This is a genomic window from Georgenia daeguensis (assembly GCF_039537705.1).
GTDB classification, from domain to species: domain Bacteria; phylum Actinomycetota; class Actinomycetes; order Actinomycetales; family Actinomycetaceae; genus Georgenia; species Georgenia daeguensis.
Genome location: NZ_BAABBA010000042.1, coordinates 1 through 16,314, shown reverse-complemented (window position 1 = coordinate 16,314; position 16,314 = coordinate 1). Strand labels below are relative to the sequence as shown.

At 72.7% G+C, this 16,314-nt stretch carries 14 protein-coding genes; 7 read left to right on the top strand and 7 right to left on the bottom strand.

What is annotated here, in order from left to right; genetic code table 11:
• The 6 genes from ABD774_RS20760 to ABD774_RS20735 form a co-directional block, all read left to right on the top strand.
• The coding region (locus ABD774_RS20760; protein ID WP_345045495.1) for an ABC transporter permease subunit at positions 1-251 on the top strand (251 nt) is incomplete at its 5' end.
• Complete coding sequence (locus ABD774_RS20755) at positions 248-1,090, top strand: ABC transporter permease (protein WP_345045492.1); 843 nt, start codon at positions 248-250, stop codon at positions 1,088-1,090. The genes ABD774_RS20760 and ABD774_RS20755, both read left to right, overlap by 4 nt.
• Positions 1,087-2,013, top strand: coding sequence for an ABC transporter ATP-binding protein (locus ABD774_RS20750; RefSeq protein WP_345045490.1), 927 nt, complete (start codon positions 1,087-1,089; stop codon positions 2,011-2,013). Before ABD774_RS20755 ends, ABD774_RS20750 begins: the two co-directional genes overlap by 4 nt.
• On the top strand, positions 2,010-3,179 hold the full coding sequence (locus ABD774_RS20745; protein WP_345045488.1) for a 4-hydroxybenzoate 3-monooxygenase: 1,170 nt from the start codon (positions 2,010-2,012) through the stop codon (positions 3,177-3,179). The genes ABD774_RS20750 and ABD774_RS20745 overlap by 4 nt, the downstream gene beginning before the upstream one ends.
• A 9-nt stretch (positions 3,180-3,188) precedes the next feature.
• A complete protein-coding gene (locus ABD774_RS20740) occupies positions 3,189-3,989 on the top strand; it encodes an IclR family transcriptional regulator domain-containing protein (protein ID WP_345045486.1) in 801 nt (266 codons plus the stop codon).
• Complete coding sequence (locus ABD774_RS20735; protein WP_345045484.1) at positions 3,986-5,317, top strand: MFS transporter; 1,332 nt, start codon at positions 3,986-3,988, stop codon at positions 5,315-5,317. Before ABD774_RS20740 ends, ABD774_RS20735 begins: the two co-directional genes overlap by 4 nt.
• A 129-nt stretch (positions 5,318-5,446) precedes the next feature.
• Here the strand turns inward: ABD774_RS20735 and putP are convergent, their stop codons facing one another.
• From putP to fmt, 4 genes are all read right to left on the bottom strand, one after another.
• The gene (gene putP / locus ABD774_RS20730; protein ID WP_345045481.1) at positions 5,447-6,967 is read right to left on the bottom strand and encodes a sodium/proline symporter PutP; all 1,521 of its coding nucleotides are present in this window, start codon (positions 6,965-6,967) and stop codon (positions 5,447-5,449) included.
• Between the two features lie 257 nt (positions 6,968-7,224).
• On the bottom strand, positions 7,225-7,890 hold the full coding sequence (gene rpe, locus ABD774_RS20725; RefSeq protein ID WP_345045479.1) for a ribulose-phosphate 3-epimerase: 666 nt from the start codon (positions 7,888-7,890) through the stop codon (positions 7,225-7,227).
• A 43-nt stretch (positions 7,891-7,933) separates the two neighbouring features.
• Positions 7,934-9,661: an RsmB/NOP family class I SAM-dependent RNA methyltransferase gene (locus ABD774_RS20720; RefSeq protein ID WP_345045477.1), complete on the bottom strand. Its 1,728-nt coding sequence runs from the start codon at positions 9,659-9,661 to the stop codon at positions 7,934-7,936.
• Positions 9,658-10,602 carry a methionyl-tRNA formyltransferase gene (fmt, locus tag ABD774_RS20715; protein ID WP_345045475.1) on the bottom strand — a complete coding sequence of 315 codons (945 nt, stop codon included), beginning with the start codon at positions 10,600-10,602 and terminating at the stop codon, positions 9,658-9,660. Before fmt ends, ABD774_RS20720 begins: the two co-directional genes overlap by 4 nt.
• A gap of 315 nt (positions 10,603-10,917) precedes the next feature.
• On the opposite strand from fmt, the gene ABD774_RS20710 reads away from it, so the two are divergent.
• The gene (locus ABD774_RS20710) at positions 10,918-12,726 is read left to right on the top strand and encodes an HNH endonuclease (RefSeq protein WP_345045472.1); all 1,809 of its coding nucleotides are present in this window, start codon (positions 10,918-10,920) and stop codon (positions 12,724-12,726) included.
• A gap of 233 nt (positions 12,727-12,959) precedes the next feature.
• Here ABD774_RS20710 and ABD774_RS20705 read toward each other — a convergent pair whose 3' ends face one another.
• The 3 genes from ABD774_RS20705 to ABD774_RS20695 all read right to left on the bottom strand — a co-directional run.
• Complete coding sequence (locus ABD774_RS20705; protein WP_345045470.1) at positions 12,960-13,673, bottom strand: HAD family hydrolase; 714 nt, start codon at positions 13,671-13,673, stop codon at positions 12,960-12,962.
• A gap of 268 nt (positions 13,674-13,941) precedes the next feature.
• A complete protein-coding gene (locus ABD774_RS20700; protein ID WP_345045468.1) occupies positions 13,942-16,038 on the bottom strand; it encodes a primosomal protein N' in 2,097 nt (698 codons plus the stop codon).
• Positions 16,039-16,188: 150 nt separating this feature from the next.
• Positions 16,189-16,314, bottom strand: a 126-nt coding sequence (locus tag ABD774_RS20695; RefSeq protein ID WP_345045220.1) for a methionine adenosyltransferase domain-containing protein, incomplete at its 5' end; no start/stop codon positions are given.

Genomic DNA, 16,314 nt, shown 5'->3' with positions numbered 1-16,314 from the left:
ACATCGTCACCGGGTTCCGGCTGGCGGCCACCGTCGCGCTGATTCTGACGGTGACGGGCGAGCTGATCATCGGCACCCCGGGGCTGGGCAAGCTGCTCGCGGTGGCCCAGTCCTCCGGGGCCACGGCCTCGATGTACGCCCTGGTGATCGTGACCGGTCTGCTCGGCGTCGGCGTGAACCTTCTGGCCCGTGCCCTCGAGCGCAGGATCCTGCGCTGGCACCCCTCGATCCGGCGGGAGACCGCAGCATGAGCACCACCACCGAGCTCACCGCACCGGCCGCGCCGGCGACCCCTCGCCGGAGGCGCCAGGGCTCGCTGCCACGGCGGGTGATCGTCGCCGTCGCCCTGCCCGTGCTCCTGATCGCGGCCTGGTGGCTGTGGTCGGCGGACAGCGAGTCCTTCTTCGCCCCGCCGCTGGCCGACATCGTCGCCGCGTTCCCCTCGACGTGGCTGGAGGGACGGCTCACCTCGGACGTGCTGCCGTCGGTGATCCGGCTGCTCATCGGTTACGCCATCGCGCTGGTGGTGGGCATCGGCCTGGGCATGGCGATCGGCCTGTCCCCGACCCTGCGCGCGTTCACCGAGCCGGCGCTGGAGTTCTTCCGGGCCATCCCGCCGCCGGTGATGATCCCGATCCTCATGCTGTTCCTGGGCATCTTCACCACCATGAAGGTCTTCGTCATCGCGACGGGGTGCCTGTGGCCGATCCTGCTGAACACCATCGAGGGCGTGCGGGGCATCGACGACGTGCTGCGCGACACCTCCCAGGTCTACCGGCTGCGCCGGGGCACCCAGCTGCGCACCCTCGTGCTGCGCGGGGCGTCCCCCCAGATCATGACCGGCGCCCGCCAGGCCCTGTCGATCGGGATCATCCTGATGGTGATCTCGGAGATGTTCGCCGCGAACAACGGGCTTGGGTTCACCATCGTGCAGTTCCAGCGGTCCTTCGCGATCCCGCAGATGTGGACCGGCATCATCCTGCTCGGCCTCGTCGGGGTCGTGCTCTCGATCATCTTCCGCGCCGTCGAGCGCCCCGTGCTGGCCTGGTACCGCGGCCTGCGCCAGTCCCAACGAGGAGGCAACTCATGAGCTCGAACACCACCGCCGAGACCGCGTACCGGCCCGTGGCCGGGACCGACATGCTCGACGTGACCGGGCTGAACAAGGTCTACCACTCCGCCGCCGGGGACACCGAGGCCATCCGCGACCTCACCTTCACCGTCAAGGCCGGGGAGATGGTGTGCATCGTCGGCCCCTCCGGCGCCGGCAAGACCACCCTCCTGAGGTGCCTGTCCGGGCTGCTGGCCCCGACCCACGGGACCGTGTCGCTGGAGGGCCAGGTCGTCAAGGGTCCGCCCAAGGGTATGGCCATGGTCTTCCAGGAGTACGCCCGCTCCCTGTTCCCCTGGCTGACCGTGGCGCAGAACGTCGAGCTGCCCCTGAAGGAGAAGGGCGTGCCCAAGGCCCAGCGCGGCCCCAAGGTCGCCGCCGCGCTGGAGGCCGTGGGCCTGGCCGACGTGCCCCGCTCCTACCCCTGGCAGCTCTCCGGCGGCATGCAGCAGCGCGTGGCCATCGCCCGGGCGGTGGCCTACGAGCCGCACATCCTGCTCATGGACGAGCCCTTCGCCGCCGTCGACGCCCAGACCCGCGCCGACCTCGAGGACCTCGTCCGCGACCTGTGGCACCGCCTGGGCCTGACCCTGCTCTTCGTCACCCACGACATCGACGAGTCCATCTACCTCGGCCAGCGCGTCCTCGTCCTGTCCGGCCGCCCCACGGTCATCATGGAGGACGTCGTCGTCAACCTCCCCGACGAGCGCGACCAGCTCACCACCCGCAACGACCCCGAGTTCGCCCGCCTGCGCGCCCATGTCTACGACCTCGTGCAGAAGGCCAAGCGCGGCCACCGGCCGGACGAGGAGATGTTCGTGCCGACCGCCGCGGAGCGCGAGGGTGACCGGCGTCCGCCCACCGCCGGGGACGGCCCGATGGCGGGCCTGGGCACGGCATGACCACCGAGCGGACGTCCGTCGCCATTCTCGGGGCCGGCCCGGCGGGTCTGCTGCTGTCGCACCTGCTCCACCTCAACGGGATCGCCTCGATCCTGGTGGAGGCCCGCGACCGCGAGTACGTCCAGGCGCGGGTGCGCGCCGGGGTCGTCGAGCACGGCGCGGCCGACATCCTGCGGCAGGCCGGCGTCGGCGAGCGCATGGACCGGGAGGGCCTGCCGCACGGGGGCATCGAGCTGCGCTTCGACGGCGCCGGCCACCGGATCGCGATGAGCGAGCTCACCGGCCGCCACATCACCGTGTACGGGCAGCAGGAGATCGTCCACGACCTCGCGGAGCGGCGCATCGCGGACGGCGGTGACGTGCGGTTCGCGTGCGGCCCGGCGGCGATCCACGACGTCGACTCGGGCGAGCCGTCGGTGACGTACACCGTCGACGGCGCGGAGCACCGGATCGTCGCGGACTTCGTCGTCGCCTGCGACGGCGCCCACGGGGCCGGGCGGCCGGCCATGGGTGAGACGCTGAAGACCTTCGAGAAGGTCTACCCGTTCGCCTGGCTCGGCATCCTCGCGCACGCCGCGCCGCGGGTGGACGAGCTGGTCTACGCCAACCACGAGCGCGGGTTCGCCCTGTACTCCATGCGGTCCCACGAGGTGACCCGCCTCTACCTCCAGGTCCCGTCGACCGACCGGCTCGAGGACTGGTCCGACGAGCGGATCTGGGACGAGCTGGCGGTCCGGTTCAGTCTCGACGGCGAGCCGTGGGAGCCCACGCGAGGGGAGATCTTCGAGCGCTCCCTCGCCCCGCTGCGCAGCTACGTCGGCGAGCCGATGCAGCGCGGCCGGCTGTTCCTGGCCGGCGACGCCGCCCACACCGTCCCGCCGACCGGCGCCAAGGGGATGAACCTGGCGATCCGCGACGTCGACCTGCTGGCGCGCGCGCTCACGGAGCAGCTCCGCCACGGCGCCGAGGAGGGTCTGCGTACCTACACCGACCGGGCGCTGCGCGCGGTGTGGCGGGCGGAGTACTTCTCCTGGTGGATGACGACGATGCTGCACCGCTTCGACGGCGACTCCGGCTTCGACCGTCGCGTGCAGACGGCACAGCTGCGCAGCGTCGTCGGCTCCGAGGCGCACGCGACGGCGCTGTCCGAGAACTACGTGGGTTAGGGGGCTCCCATGAGCAACGTGGAGGGTGCGGTCGTGTCCCATCAGGAGCCGGAGCGCTCCTCCGGCTACGTGCAGTCGCTGGACCGGGGTCTCGCGGTCATCCGGGCGTTCGACGCCGAGCACCCGCGCCTGACCCTCAGCGACGTCGCACGCCGCACCGGGCTCACCCGCGCCGCTGCCCGCCGGTTCCTGCACACGCTCGTGGACCTGGGTTACGTCGCCGCCGACGGCCGGCTCTTCGCCCTCCGCCCGCGCGTCCTGGAGCTGGGGTACGCCTACCTCTCCTCGCTCGGCCTGCCCGAGATCGCCCGGCCGCACCTCGAGCGCCTCGCGACCGCCGTCGGGGAGTCCGCCTCGGCGTCCGTGCTCGACGGCAGCGACATCACCTACGTCGCCCGCGTGGCGAGCCGGCGGATCATGAGCGTCGATCTCGGCGTCGGCACCAGGCTGCCCGCCTACGCGACCTCGATGGGGAGGGTGCTGCTCGCCGGGCTGCCCGAGGACGAGGTCGACGCGCACCTCGGCGATCTCGCCGCGCTCACGCGGTACACGATCACGGACCGCGACCAGCTGTTCGCCGAGCTGGCCCGGGTCCGCGAGCAGGGCTGGTCGATCGTGGACGAGGAGCTCGAGGAGGGGCTGCGGTCGCTGGCCGCGCCCGTGCGGGACCGGACCGGGCGCGTCGTCGCCGCCGTCAACGTCTCGACCGCGGCGCGGCGCGGGTCGGCGACCACCATGCTCGCCGAGACCCTCCCCCACCTCCTGGCGGCGGCGGACGCGATCACGAGCGATCTCGTCGCGAACCGGTGAGGTCCGGCGGCGCCGCGGGTGGTGCCGCCGCGCGTGATGACGGCGCCACGGAAGGTGCCCTTGCGCGTGGCCCGGCCGCGGCGGACCGGGCCGTTCCCCGGGTCGGCCTGCTGCTCGTCGCGATCGTCCTGGTCGGTCTGAACCTGCGAGCACCGATCGTCGGGGTGCCGCCTCTCATCCCCGCCCTCTCCGCGGAGCTGGACCTGACGGGATCCGCCGCCGGGCTGCTGACGTCGCTGCCGCTCCTGTGCTTCGCCGTCGTCTCCCCGCTCGTCGTTCTGCTTGTGCGCCGGCTGGGGGTTGACCGCGCGGTGCTGCTCTCGTTGTTGCTGCTCGGGCTCGCCACGGCGCTGCGCCCCTGGGGCTCCTTCGGCCTCCTGCTCGGCGGGACGGCGCTGGTCGGCGTCGCCATCACGGTCGGGAACGTGCTCGTGCCGATCGCGGTGCGTCGCGACGCCGGGCGGCGTACGGCGGTGGTGATGGCCGCCTCGACCGGCTCCTACGGCGTCGGGCAGGGCGTCGCGGCGGCACTCGCCGTGCCCGTCGCCAACGAGTTGGGGTGGCGCTCGGCCATGGCGCTGCTGGCCGTACCCGCGGCGGTCGCGGCGGTGGGCTGGCTGCTGTACGTGCGCCGTCGACGGGGAATCGTGGCGCCGCTGCCCACGGCACCACAGTCGACGGCCCCGCGGTCGGCGCCCGGGTCCGCGGCACGGTCTGCCTCGTCCGGCCACAAGGATGCCGACAGGCCGCCCGTGTGGCGGGTCGGAGACGCGTGGTGGCTGGCGCTCTTCTTCGGCCTGCAGGCCACCCTCTTCTACAGCGCCAGCACGTGGTTGCCGGCGCTGCTCTCGGACGAGGCGGGCACGACCGACGAACTGGCCGGGACCGCGCTGTCGCTGTTCCACCTCATCGGCATCGCCGGGACGTTGGTGGTCCCGCTCCTCCTGCGCGCCCTCGGCGGCGCGGTTCGGTCGGGGGTCGTCATCGCCCTCGCGTGGTGCGCGTTCTTCGTGGGCATGGCGGTGGCCCCGGGCGGGTGGCCAGCGCTGGTGGTCCTCGGCGGGCTCGCTCAGGGAGCGGGCATCGGGCTGGGGATGACGCTCATCGCGATGCGCCCCGTGGACGCGGACTACGGCCGCGGTCTCTCGGCGCTCGTCCAGTCCGCCGGCTACGCCGTCGCCGCCGTCGGTCCGGTGGCTCTCGGCTGGGTGCACGGGACCTCCGGCAGCTGGGCCCTGGTCATGTGGCTCTGCGCCGCCGGCGCTGCCGTCATGATGCTGGCGGCGGTGCGGGCCGGCGCGGAGCGAGCGATCGGTGCGGCGCGATGACGTCTTTTCCGCCGGACGACGAGGCCCGTGCCACCTCTCGGTGGCACGGGCCTCGTCGTGCTGGGCGCTTGTGCAGACGTCGCACCTGCGCCCGAGTCGCTTCTGCGTGCGGGTAGCGATCGAAGGCGCTCAGGCGGTGGCGGGAGCGTTCTCCTCCTCCGCCGAACCGCCCGCGTCAATGACCCGCATGGTGCGGTCGAACTCGTCGGTGACCTCGTCGTGGTGCTTGTGCGTGGCGTTGCTGACGACGACGGCGAGGACGAGGTTGAGGACGAACCCGGGGACGATCTCGTAGAGGTCGAAGATCCCGCCGTCGATGTTCCCCCAGATGCCGACCATCAGGGCGCCGGCGACCATGCCCGTCAGTGCTCCCGCCGTGCTGAGACGCCGCCAGTACAGGGCGAGCAGGATCGTCGGCCCGAAGGCCGCACCGAAACCGGCCCAGGCGAAGGCGACGAGCCCGAGAATCGTGTCGTTCTGCGTCCACGCCATGGCCGCGGCGACCACCGAGATCACGAGCACGGCCAGCCGGCTGATCATCACCTGCTGCCGGTCGGTCGCCTCCCGCTTGAGGCCGACCTTGAACAGGTCCTCGACGAGCGCCGAGGCGCTGACGATCAGCTGGGACGACACGGTGCTCATGATCGCTGCCAGGACGGCGGCGAGGATGAACCCGGCGATGAGCGGGTGGAACAGGATCTGGCCGAGGAGCAGGAACACGGTCTCCGGGTCCTCGAGGGTGACACCGGGGTTCTGCTGGAAGTAGGCGACGCCGACGAGCGCGGTGGCGATGGCGCCGAGCACGGCGAGGATCATCCAGCCCATGCCGATCCTTCGACCGGTCCTGATCTCACCGAGCGTCCGCATCGCCATGAAGCGGACGATGATGTGCGGCTGGCCGAAGTACCCCAGGCCCCACGCGAGGGCGGAGACGATACCGAGCAGGCTGGCTCCCCCGCCCACCATGCTCAGCAGCGCCGGGTCGACCTCGCGGACGGTCGCGGCGACGCCGGACGGGCCACCGACGGCGAACAGGCCGACGACGGGGACGGCCACGAGGGCGAAGAACATCATCAGACCCTGCACGAAGTCGGTGTAGCTCGCGGCGAGGAAGCCGCCACCGAGCGTGTAGAGCACGGTCACGCCCGCGATCAGCAGCATCCCCGTGCGGTACTCCATGCCGAACGAGCTGGCGAAGAACACGCCGCCGGACACCATGCCGGCGGAGACGTAGAACGTGAAGAACACGAGGATGATGAGGCCGGCCGCGATGCGCAGCGAGCGCGAGGTGTCGCGCAGACGGTTCTCCAGGAAGCTCGGGATGGTGATCGAGTTCTCCGAGACCTGGGTGTAGACCCGCAGACGCGGCGCGACGAACTTCCAGTTGAGCCAGGCGCCGATCGTCAGGCCGACCGCGATCCAGGCCTCGACGAGGCCGGCGGCGTAGATGGCACCAGGCAGCCCCATCAGCAACCAGCCCGACATGTCCGAGGCCCCCGCGCTGAGGGCTGCGACCGCGGGTGGCAGACCACGTCCTCCGAGCATGTACTCGTCGAGGCTGTTGTTCTTCCGCATGAAGTACAAGCCGATTGCGAGCATGGCCGCGAAGTAGACGACCAGTGCGGCGATATGGAACGCCTGGTCACTCATGGGTATGTCCGTCCTGTCAGGAATTTGGGCCCAGTGACCCTATAACGATCCGATCACGGGGGCTGTCCTGCAGGTCACATCGTGAGAGGACTTATAGGTGCCGCGGCCGTCCGGACGGGGTGATGTATGCCTCCGAGGGGCCGGGACACATCACGAACGTGTCCGTCCCGTGCGCGTACCAACGACTCATTCCTCTGCCCATACCGAGGTCCTGCAGCGAGCTCTAGATGCGTCCGGCCGCGGACCCTCTGTGGGCCTCAGTGCGCGTGGGCGGCGCTGGCGAGGTCCCGCAGCGCCTGCACCTCGGCCGCGGCATCCTCAGCCTTGTAGACGGCGGACCCGGCGACGAAGACGTTCGCTCCGGCGTCGGCGGCGCGCTCGATGGTCGCCCGGGAGACACCGCCGTCGACCTGGACCCACACGTCGAGACCCGCGTCGCGGATCGCCTGCCGCGTGCGGGCGATCTTCGGCAGCGTGCCGTCGATGAACGACTGCCCGCCGAACCCGGGCTCGACCGTCATCACGAGGATCATGTCGAACTCCGGCAGGAGGTCGAGGTACGGCTCGATCGCCGTCGCGGGGCGAAGGGCGAGGCCGGCGCGCGCGCCCTGCGCGCGCAGCTCGCGGGCGAGCTTCACCGGTGCCGTGGCCGCCTCGGCGTGGAAGGTCACCGACGTGCATCCCGCCTCTGCGTAGGCCGGGGCCCAGCGGTCCGGGTCCTCGATCATCAGGTGGGCGTCCACCGGGATCGGCGTCACCCGCAGGATCGCCTCCACGACGGGCAGACCCAGCGTGAGGTTGGGGACGAAGTGGTTGTCCATCACGTCGACGTGGGCGTAGTCCGCCCCGGCGATCTTGGCCAGCTCCCCGCGCACGTCGGAGAAGTCGGAGTTCAGGATGCTCGGGGAGATGACGATGCTCACGCGCCCCACCCTAGCCAGCACCTCCGGCTCGTGCCGTGGTGGCTCAGGTGCGCCGCAGCAGCGCGAGGAACATCGCGTCCGTGCCGTGCGCGTGCGGCCAGAGCTGCACGAACGGCCCGTCGCCCAGGCCCGGGGGCTCGGTGACGGCGATCGAGCGGACGACGGCGGCGGCGTCGAGAAGTTCGACGTCACCCAGCCGGCGGAGTGCGTCCTCCACCACCGTCCGGGTCTCGGCCAGGTGCGGGGAGCAGGTGACGTACGCGACCACGCCGCCCACCCGCGTGGCCTCGACGGCGGAGGCGAGCAGCGACCGCTGCAGCGCGCCGAGCTGCGTGAGGTCGGCGGGCGTGCGCCGCCACCGTGACTCAGGGCGACGGCGGAGCGCGCCCAGGCCGGTGCACGGCGCGTCGACGAGGACGCGGTCGAACCTGCCCGGCATCTCCTCGCCGAGGTCTCGGCCGTCGCCCACCCGCACCTGGACGGTCCCGTCCGGCACCGCCGAGACGGAGCCGCGGACGAGGCCGGCGCGGTGCGGCGCCACCTCGTTGGCGAGCAGCGTGGCGCCACGCTCGTGCGCGAGCGCGCCGAGAAGGGCCGCCTTGCCGCCGGGACCGGCGCACAGGTCGAGCCATGCGCGGTCGCCCGCGGGCCTCTCGCCCGCCTGGCTGAGGTGCGGCTGGTCGGCACCCGAGGGGCTCTCGCCCGCCTGTCTGGCGGTCGCCCGGTCGGCGTCGTCAACCCCTGCTGTCGGACGCTGCTCCCCCTCGTCCGGAGGGGCGAGCGGCGCGGCGGCCAGCGCGAGGGCGACCAGCTGTGAACCCTCGTCCTGCGCGCCCGCCCGCGCCCGGCGCACGGACGGCAGCCGTGACGGATCCCCACCTGCCGCCACGAGCGCGAACGGCGACCAACGGCCCGGCACGGCAGTCTGGCCCGACTCCCGGGCGATCTCCTCGGCGAGGTCCTGGGGCGCCACCAGCCCGGGCCGGGCCACCAGCGTGACGCGCGGCGGCTCGTTGTCGGCGTCCAGCAGGTCGCCGAGCTCGTCGGCCGGGCGACCGTCCGCGAGGAGACTCTGGCGCAGCGCCCGGGTGATCCACTCCGGGTGGGACGTCGTCGCGGAGAGGCGGGCGACCTGGTTGGTGCCGTCCGGGTCGGCCACCTCGCCGATGCGTTCGAGCCAGCCGGCCAGGTCCGTCCGGGCCACGGCGCGCAGCACGGCGTTGACCAGACCGGCCGGCGCCGGGCCGGCGACCGTACGAGTGAGGGCGACCGTCTCGGACACCGCGGCGTGGGCCGGCACGCGCATGCCGAGGATCTGGTGGGCGCCGAGGCGCAGCAGGTCGAGCACCTCCGGGTCGAGCGCGGAGAGCGGGCGGCCGTTGGTGCACTGGGAGAGGACGGCGTCGTACCGGCCCTGGAGGCGGAGGGTGCCGTACGCCAGCTCGGTGGCGAAGCCCGCGTCCCTTCCCGTGATGTCGCGATCGCGCAGCAGGTTCGGCAGGACGAGGTTGGCGTAGGCGTCGGAGCCTGCGACCTGGCGCAGAACCTCGTAGGCGGCGAGACGTGGTGCGTCGACCTTCGGGCGGCGCCTGCGCGGCCGGCTCTGGTCCGACCCGCGCCCGGGTCCCTGCCGGCGCGGGCCCGACCCCGATGCGCGGGGTCCGCCGTCGCCTCGTCCGGTTCCACGCGCTCCGCCGTCGGCGCGCCCGGCTCCCCGGGATCCGCCGTCGCCGCGCCCGCTTCCCCGGGATCCGCTGTCGGCGGGGCTCATGCCGCACCGCCCGGCGCTCCGAGGACGAGTCCGTCCGGGCGGGCACCACGTGCCCACGCCTCGGCCGCCATCCAGCTCCGCCCCGCGGGGGCCACCTCACCGAGCGCGACGGCGGACGAACCGGTCCCCACCAGCACCTCATGTTTGCCGGCGCGGACCTGGCCCGGACGGAGATCGTCGACGTCGGGGCGCACCGTGACGGGGCCGAGCTTAAGCCGGGCGCCGTCAGGCAGGGTGGTCCATGCGCCCGGGGCCGGGGTGCAGCCGCGGACGAGACGGTCCACCGCCATCGCGGGGTCGGCCCAGCGCACGGCGGCATCGGCCACCTCGAGCTTGGGAGCGAGGCTGACGCCCTCGGCAGGCTGCGGGTGCGGGCGCGCGGTGCCGGCCGCGATGGCGTCGAGCACCGCGACGAGCAGGCCGGCGCCGGACTCGGCGAGGCGGCCGAGCAGGTCGCCAGCGGTGTCGCGGGGGCCGACGGTCTCGGTGAGCGTGCCGTACACCGGCCCGGTGTCCAGCCCGGCCTCGAGCTGGAACACACTGGCGCCGGTGACCTCGTCGCCGGCGATGATCGCGCGCTGCACCGGAGCGGCTCCGCGCCAGGCGGGCAGCAGGGAGAAGTGGAGGTTGACCCAGCCGTGGGTGGGCACGTCCAGCAGCTCAGCGGGCACGAGGCCGCCGTACGCGACCACCGGGGCCGCGTCGAGCTCGAGGGTGCCCAGGCGCTCCGCCACGCCCTCCTCGCGGAGGCTACGCGGGGTGAGGACCTCGATCCCGGCCTCACGGGCCAGCTCGGCGACGGGGCTCGCGTCAAGCGTCCTGCCCCGTCCGCGGCGGGCGTCCGGGCGGGTCAGGACGGCGACGACGTCGTGGTCGGACGCGATGAGGGCCCGCAGGCTCGGCAGGGCGACCTCCGGGGTGCCGGCGAAGAGAAGACGCATGGTGCCCGAGTCTAGGTGTCCCTGCCGGGGCGGACCGCGCCCCAGGAGAGGCGGCCCGGACTGTCTGCCGCGCGGCGGCCGGTTGAAGGGATGCGGCGCGACGGCCCGTTGAACGGTTGCGGCGCGACACCCGTCGCCAGGTGGCGGCGCGACACCCGTGGACCGTTTGGCGCGGGCGGTGGCTCCGACCGGTCGAGGCCGTCGGTCCGCCCACAGGTCGCGGGTCTGGCGTCCTCTCCACAGGCATCAGTCGGACCTGAGCCGATGTCGGACGGATTCGGTAGCGTTTCATACAGCCGTCCGATCAACCTAGGGATGACGATGTCCACGCTTTCGACCGTGAATGCCGGGCCCGGTTCGAGCAGCCCCGCGGCACTGCTCGCGGCCGTGCGTCGCACTGTCGAGGAGTTGCGTGCGCAGGCGGACCCCGTGGGAGCACGTGCCTGGGAGCCGGCGGAGCGCGAGAGTGCCATCGTCGTGCTCGACGCCGTGATCCGGGAGCTCACGGTGTATCGAGGGAGGGTCCTGGTGGCCCACAAGGAGGACGGTCGGTGGGGGTCAGCCAGAGACCGCGACTACGTCGACTGGCGTGCCCGTACGACGGGCACCGGGCGAGGTACGGCTGCCGGCGAGCTCGTCGTGGCAGAGGGGCTGGAGGCAATGCCGGAGGTCGCGCGGGCGGTCGACAGCGGTGCCTTGAGCATCGAGCACGCGCGGGCGCTGGCACGGCTGCGGGCGGACGCCTCGGAGGAAGTGAAGCAAGCGCTGGACGACGGCGTCACCGCCGAGCTCGTCGAGCACGCGAAACGCAGGAAGCTCACGGCTCCGGAGCTGGCGAAGGAGGCCCGTCGCCACGCGGCGAGCATCGACGCCCAGGCCGCGCAGGAGAGCTTCGACGCGACGTGGCGCCGACGGTCCGTGACCTTCGGCAAGGCGGCCGGAGGGGGGCGCTCGGGGCATTGGATCCTCGACGACGTCGGTGGCACGCTCGTCGAAACCGCCCTGGACGCCGTCGTCGGTCCGATAGCCGCGGACGATGACCGAAGTCGTGCGCAGCGCCATGCGGATGCGCTGGTCACGCTGGCGTCGCGCACTCTTCAGGTTGGCTCCGACCTCAACGGGGCGCAGGTCCGCCCACACCTGGCACTGGTGGTCAGCGAGGAGACCTGGGCCGCGGCGCGGGCGCACCGGGACGCCGTCGACGCCTCCACGGAGAGCATCACCGACCTGGCCCAGGGCGCTGGCGCGGCGTTCGGGCTGAGCTCCGACGGCAGCGCGGCGAGTGTCGACTCGGTGGAGTCGGCGGTGCCGGGCTGCACGGTACTCTCACGGCCCGCGAGCATCCCGGCACTTCCGGACGTCGCACCGGGCGAGCTGGAGGACGGCACGATCGTGCCCTTCCGGGAGCTTCAACGCCTGATGTGCGACTGCGAGGTCACCCGTGTGGTCATGAGCGCCGATTCCGTCCCTCTCGACGTCGGCATGACCCAGCGCACCTACACCCGCGAGCTGCGGCGTGCGGTGACGACGCGAGATAGGACGTGCCAGTGGCCGGGCTGCACGATCCGCGCGGCCTGGTCGGAAATCCACCACATCGTCTGGTACTCGCGAGGCGGACCGACGTCGGTGCGCAACGCGGTGACGCTGTGCAGCTACCACCACCACGTGGTGCACAAGGAGCACATCAGGATCGTCCCGCTGGTCGACGGCTTCGGGTTCTACCGAGCCGACGGATCTGTTATCGGCACGAGGCGACGACCGCCACGGCGGCGCGCCGAGGCACCCAGAGATGATCAACGGTCACCCCAGGCGCCACCGGGCTCGCGAGAACTTCTCGACGCTTGGAACACGGTTCGGGCAAGTGATGGCCGTGCAGAGCCTCGACTCCCCGACAGTCCGAGCGCGCCGTCATCGGCACGGCAGACCGACATTGCTTTGACAAGGCAGGCGCGCTCTAGGCCGGACATCGATGGGCGCCCCGATGTGGCGGACCCCGTCACCGATCACCCTGCCCCACCGGCGGAGAAGGCAGTTGCGGCGGGTGCCGGAGCAGGCTCCTTCCGCAGACAGACCCTCTGGGACGACGAGGAACTGCCCGACCAGCCCAGCGATCCGCCCTTCTAGCGTCCTGGCCTCGTGCGGGGTGGATGGCCTGCTGGCCGACGGGGAGATGCGCCCGCACAACCACCGGCCCCGCGCACTGGCGCATTTGCGCGGCATAGCAAACCGTGGTGAGACACAACTTGCCTGTGCCGCCACGCGCTGGTCAGCCACACACCTCTACGCGGCCACGCCCCATGCCGCGACAACCGCGCTCTGATGGCACGGCTCGGCAGCGCGTGCCGCCGGGGCAGCGGCTAAGGCGCGATGGTGTCACCGTCGGCCAGCAGGCCAAGGTTCTGCAGGTCGGCGCGAAGCTGCGCCGCGCCGGTGAAGTGCAGTGCTCGAAGACCCACGCCCTCGGCGGCGGCGACGTTGGCCGGCGAGTCGTCGACGAACACTGTCGTCCCCGGCCGGAGCTCGTAGCGCTCGATAAGAAGGTGGAAGATCGCCGGGTCAGGCTTGACGACACCCTCCCGGCCGGAGACGAGGACGTCCTCGAGGCGGTCGATCACCGGGGCCGCCTCCGCGGCGTGGTGGAATGTCTCCGCAGACCAGTTCGTCAGGCCGAGTAGCCGGACCCCCTCGGCGGCCAGAGCTTCGACGATGGCGGTCGTGCCGGCGACCGGGCCGGTGAGCGTGGCACGGAAGTTGCCGCAGTAGCGGGCAAGCGTCTCCTCGTGCTGCGGGTGGCTTTCGCGGACCCGAGCGAGCGCGGCCGCGTGCGAGAGCCCTCCGTCCATCGCAAGGTTCACGGCGGGGAAGTCGATGGCTTCGGCGAAGGCTTGCCACTCCTCCTCACTCGTCTGATCGGCAACGGCGAGGTACGGCTCCCATCCGACGAGCACCCGACCGAGGTCGAAGACAACGGTGTCGTACCCGGTGAGTGGGTCGCTCGCTTCACCGTGGATGTCCGGGCGGGCGTGAGAGCTGGTCAGCTTCGATCCGTCAGTGCGTAAGGATGTTTCCACTCACTCATCCTGCACCGGATGCGAAGCGCGAGAGGCGATGAGCGATACGACGCGCGACCGAAGTCGTGACGGGCAAGGAGTGGAGTCGCGATCCGCCACGCGTCGCATCGCCCGCCACGCGTCGCCGGCCGCGCCTCGCCCGCGTCCGTTGCGCGTGGCTCGTCAGTCTCAACCGTGTAACTGCGCAGCAGCGCGGAAGTCGGGCCGCTGGCCCGTCACACGCCCCGCTCAGGGAGAGGGACTTGCGAAGGGGCGCCGTGGACGCGGCTCACCACAGGTCGGAAGGGTCGACCTGGACCCGCACCGCACCGTCCTCCTTCCGGGCACTGCGCACCGCTGAGGCCTGGGCCACGCGCCGTGCGAGCTCCGCGCCGAGGCGACGAGGGACGCGCAGCAGCGTGCGCACCTCACCGTCCTCAACCTCGACCGGCCCCAGGACGTCGAGCCCGTCGACCCGATCCAGATGGTCGAGCATCGACCGTACCGCCGCAGCCGTGCCCTGCAGCGCGACCATGCGGACGGCTGGCGGGAACGAGAGCTCCGTCCGTTCGGCGAGCTCCCGGGCCGCGAAGCCGGCCGGATCCCACCGCACCATGGCCTGGGCCGGGACGGGCGCTGGCTGGCCGAGAAGCATGACCGTGCCGCCCTCCGCCGCCCCGCGTACGAGGGCAGCGGCCCCGAGCCACCGGCGCAGTGCCTCCGCGGACGCCGAGAGCTCGGGCCGGGAGGTCGCCGAGGCGGCGTCGAGGACAAGGGCGGCGGCGAAGCCGCCCTCCGCCGTGGGCTCTGCGCCGGGCGTCGCAACCACGAGCCGAGGCTTGTCGTCGACAGTCTCGACAACGCCGTGGCTCGCCGTCGCGCCGGAGACGACTACCGGAACCGACGGGAAGGCCCGTCCGAGCTCCTCCGCTGTGCGTGAGGAGCCCACCCTGACGGCGCGGAGTGCGGTGTGCCCGCACGTCACGCAACGCCAGTCCACCGCATGACGTCCGCACCAGCCGCAGGTCGGGGTCGTGCCCGGTCGGTCGAGGCGCAGCGGCCCGTGACAGGCCGAGCAGCGCGCCGGTTCGCGGCATCGCGCACAGGCGACGACGGGCAGGTAACCCCCGCGGGCCACCTGCACGAGGACCGGCCCGCGCTCGAGGGCAGCCCGGGCCAGCTCCCAGGCCGGGTGCGGGATCCGTGCCGCGGCGGCCGGGCCTTCCCGTGCGAGGTCGACGTCGGTCGGTGCCAGGACGCGTGGGGCAGCCGCACGCACGACCGACCGAGGGGCCTGCACGGGGTGCGCCCACCCCTGCTCGACCAGGAGCTGTGCCTCGACCGTGCGCGTGAACCCGCCGATCAGGAGCGCACCTCCCTCGAGCTCTGCACGCAGGGCAAGCACCTGTCGGGTGTGGGGGTACGGCGCCCGCGGCTCCGCCAGCCGGTCGTCGCCGTCGTCGAAGACGACCACCAGACCGAGATCGGCCACCGGGGCGAACGCCGCGGCCCGGGTGCCGACGACCACGCGGACGTCACCCAGGAGCACCCGGAGGAAGGCGCGGTACCGGCGCGAAGGACCGTCGTCGGCGACCAGGCGGGCCACCGGCTCGTCCGGGAGCACCTCCTCGAGCGCCCCGACGACGTCGTCCACCTGACGGTTCGTGGGCAGAACGACGAGGACGCCACGACCGGAGGCGAGCGTCGCCTGGGCGGCCTCGGCGATCGTCGCCGACCAGGGAGCCGGGACAGCCGGTGACGCGGGCGAACCCGGCGCAGCGGCCACGGCCGCACCACGGTGGGCCGGCAGCGCCGTCCACACCGCCCGGGGACTCTCTCGGGCCGCCAGGTGGCGCAGGAAGGCAGGCCCGCCCGTGTAGGAGGCCCAGCGCTCGCCCGCGGGGGCGGCGACGGGCGGCAGGACGGGAGTCTGGCTGCTGCGACCGTCAAGGACCGACTTCTCCGTGGTGGCGTGGCGGGGAGGCACCGCCAGCCGGACGACGTCCATGAGGGTCCCGGCGTACCTGTCGGCCACCGCGCGGCAGAGCCGGAGCACCCTGGGCGACAGCACCGGGACCGGCGAGGCCGCCCGCCGAAGGGGCGCGAGGGTGCCGCGGTGGTCGGTGTCGGCGCGCCGCTCGACGACGAACGCGGGCCGGTCCTGGCCGGCGAAGCGCACCTGGACCCGCGCGCCCGGAACCGCGTTCGCGGCCATCTCGGGGGGCACGCGGTAGTCGAAGGGGTGGTCGAGGTGAGGGAGAGGCACATCGACGACCACGCGGGCCACCGGGTTCTCCACGCCCTGGCCGTCGACCGGTGCGGCCGCGGCCGGCGGTAGGTCCAGGAGCGCGCCCTGTTCTGGGCGTGGGCGGCTCGAGGAGGTCATGACCCCGATTTCATCACGGACCGGGGACACCGCGCCGCGCCCGTCCCCCGCGGCGGCTGTCCGAAGACCGCTCGTCGTCTCGGCGGGTCGGCGACGCCCTCGGCGACGACGGCGGTCAGGTTACGACGGTCGTCGAGGGGAAGACGGCGGTCAGGCGACGGCGGTGCGCAGGTCCTCGACGCGGTCGGTGCGCTCCCAGGTGAACTCGGGCAGCTCCCGGCCGAAGTGGCCGTAGGCCGAGGTGTGCCGGTAGATCGGGCGCAGCAGGTCCAGGTC

Bases quoted from the DNA above. Each gene is read 5' to 3' on its own strand.
- ABD774_RS20755 (WP_345045492.1), top strand. From the start codon at position 248: ATGAGCACCACCACCGAGCTCACCGCACCGGCCGCGCCGGCGACCCCT.
- ABD774_RS20750 (WP_345045490.1), top strand. From the start codon at position 1,087: ATGAGCTCGAACACCACCGCCGAGACCGCGTACCGGCCCGTGGCCGGG.
- ABD774_RS20745 (WP_345045488.1), top strand. From the start codon at position 2,010: ATGACCACCGAGCGGACGTCCGTCGCCATTCTCGGGGCCGGCCCGGCG.
- ABD774_RS20740 (WP_345045486.1), top strand. From the start codon at position 3,189: ATGAGCAACGTGGAGGGTGCGGTCGTGTCCCATCAGGAGCCGGAGCGC.
- putP (WP_345045481.1), bottom strand. From the start codon at position 6,967: ATGAGTGACCAGGCGTTCCATATCGCCGCACTGGTCGTCTACTTCGCG.
- ABD774_RS20720 (WP_345045477.1), bottom strand. From the start codon at position 9,661: ATGAGCCCCGCCGACAGCGGATCCCGGGGAAGCGGGCGCGGCGACGGC.
- fmt (WP_345045475.1), bottom strand. From the start codon at position 10,602: ATGCGTCTTCTCTTCGCCGGCACCCCGGAGGTCGCCCTGCCGAGCCTG.
- ABD774_RS20710 (WP_345045472.1), top strand. From the start codon at position 10,918: ATGACGATGTCCACGCTTTCGACCGTGAATGCCGGGCCCGGTTCGAGC.
- ABD774_RS20700 (WP_345045468.1), bottom strand. From the start codon at position 16,038: ATGACCTCCTCGAGCCGCCCACGCCCAGAACAGGGCGCGCTCCTGGAC.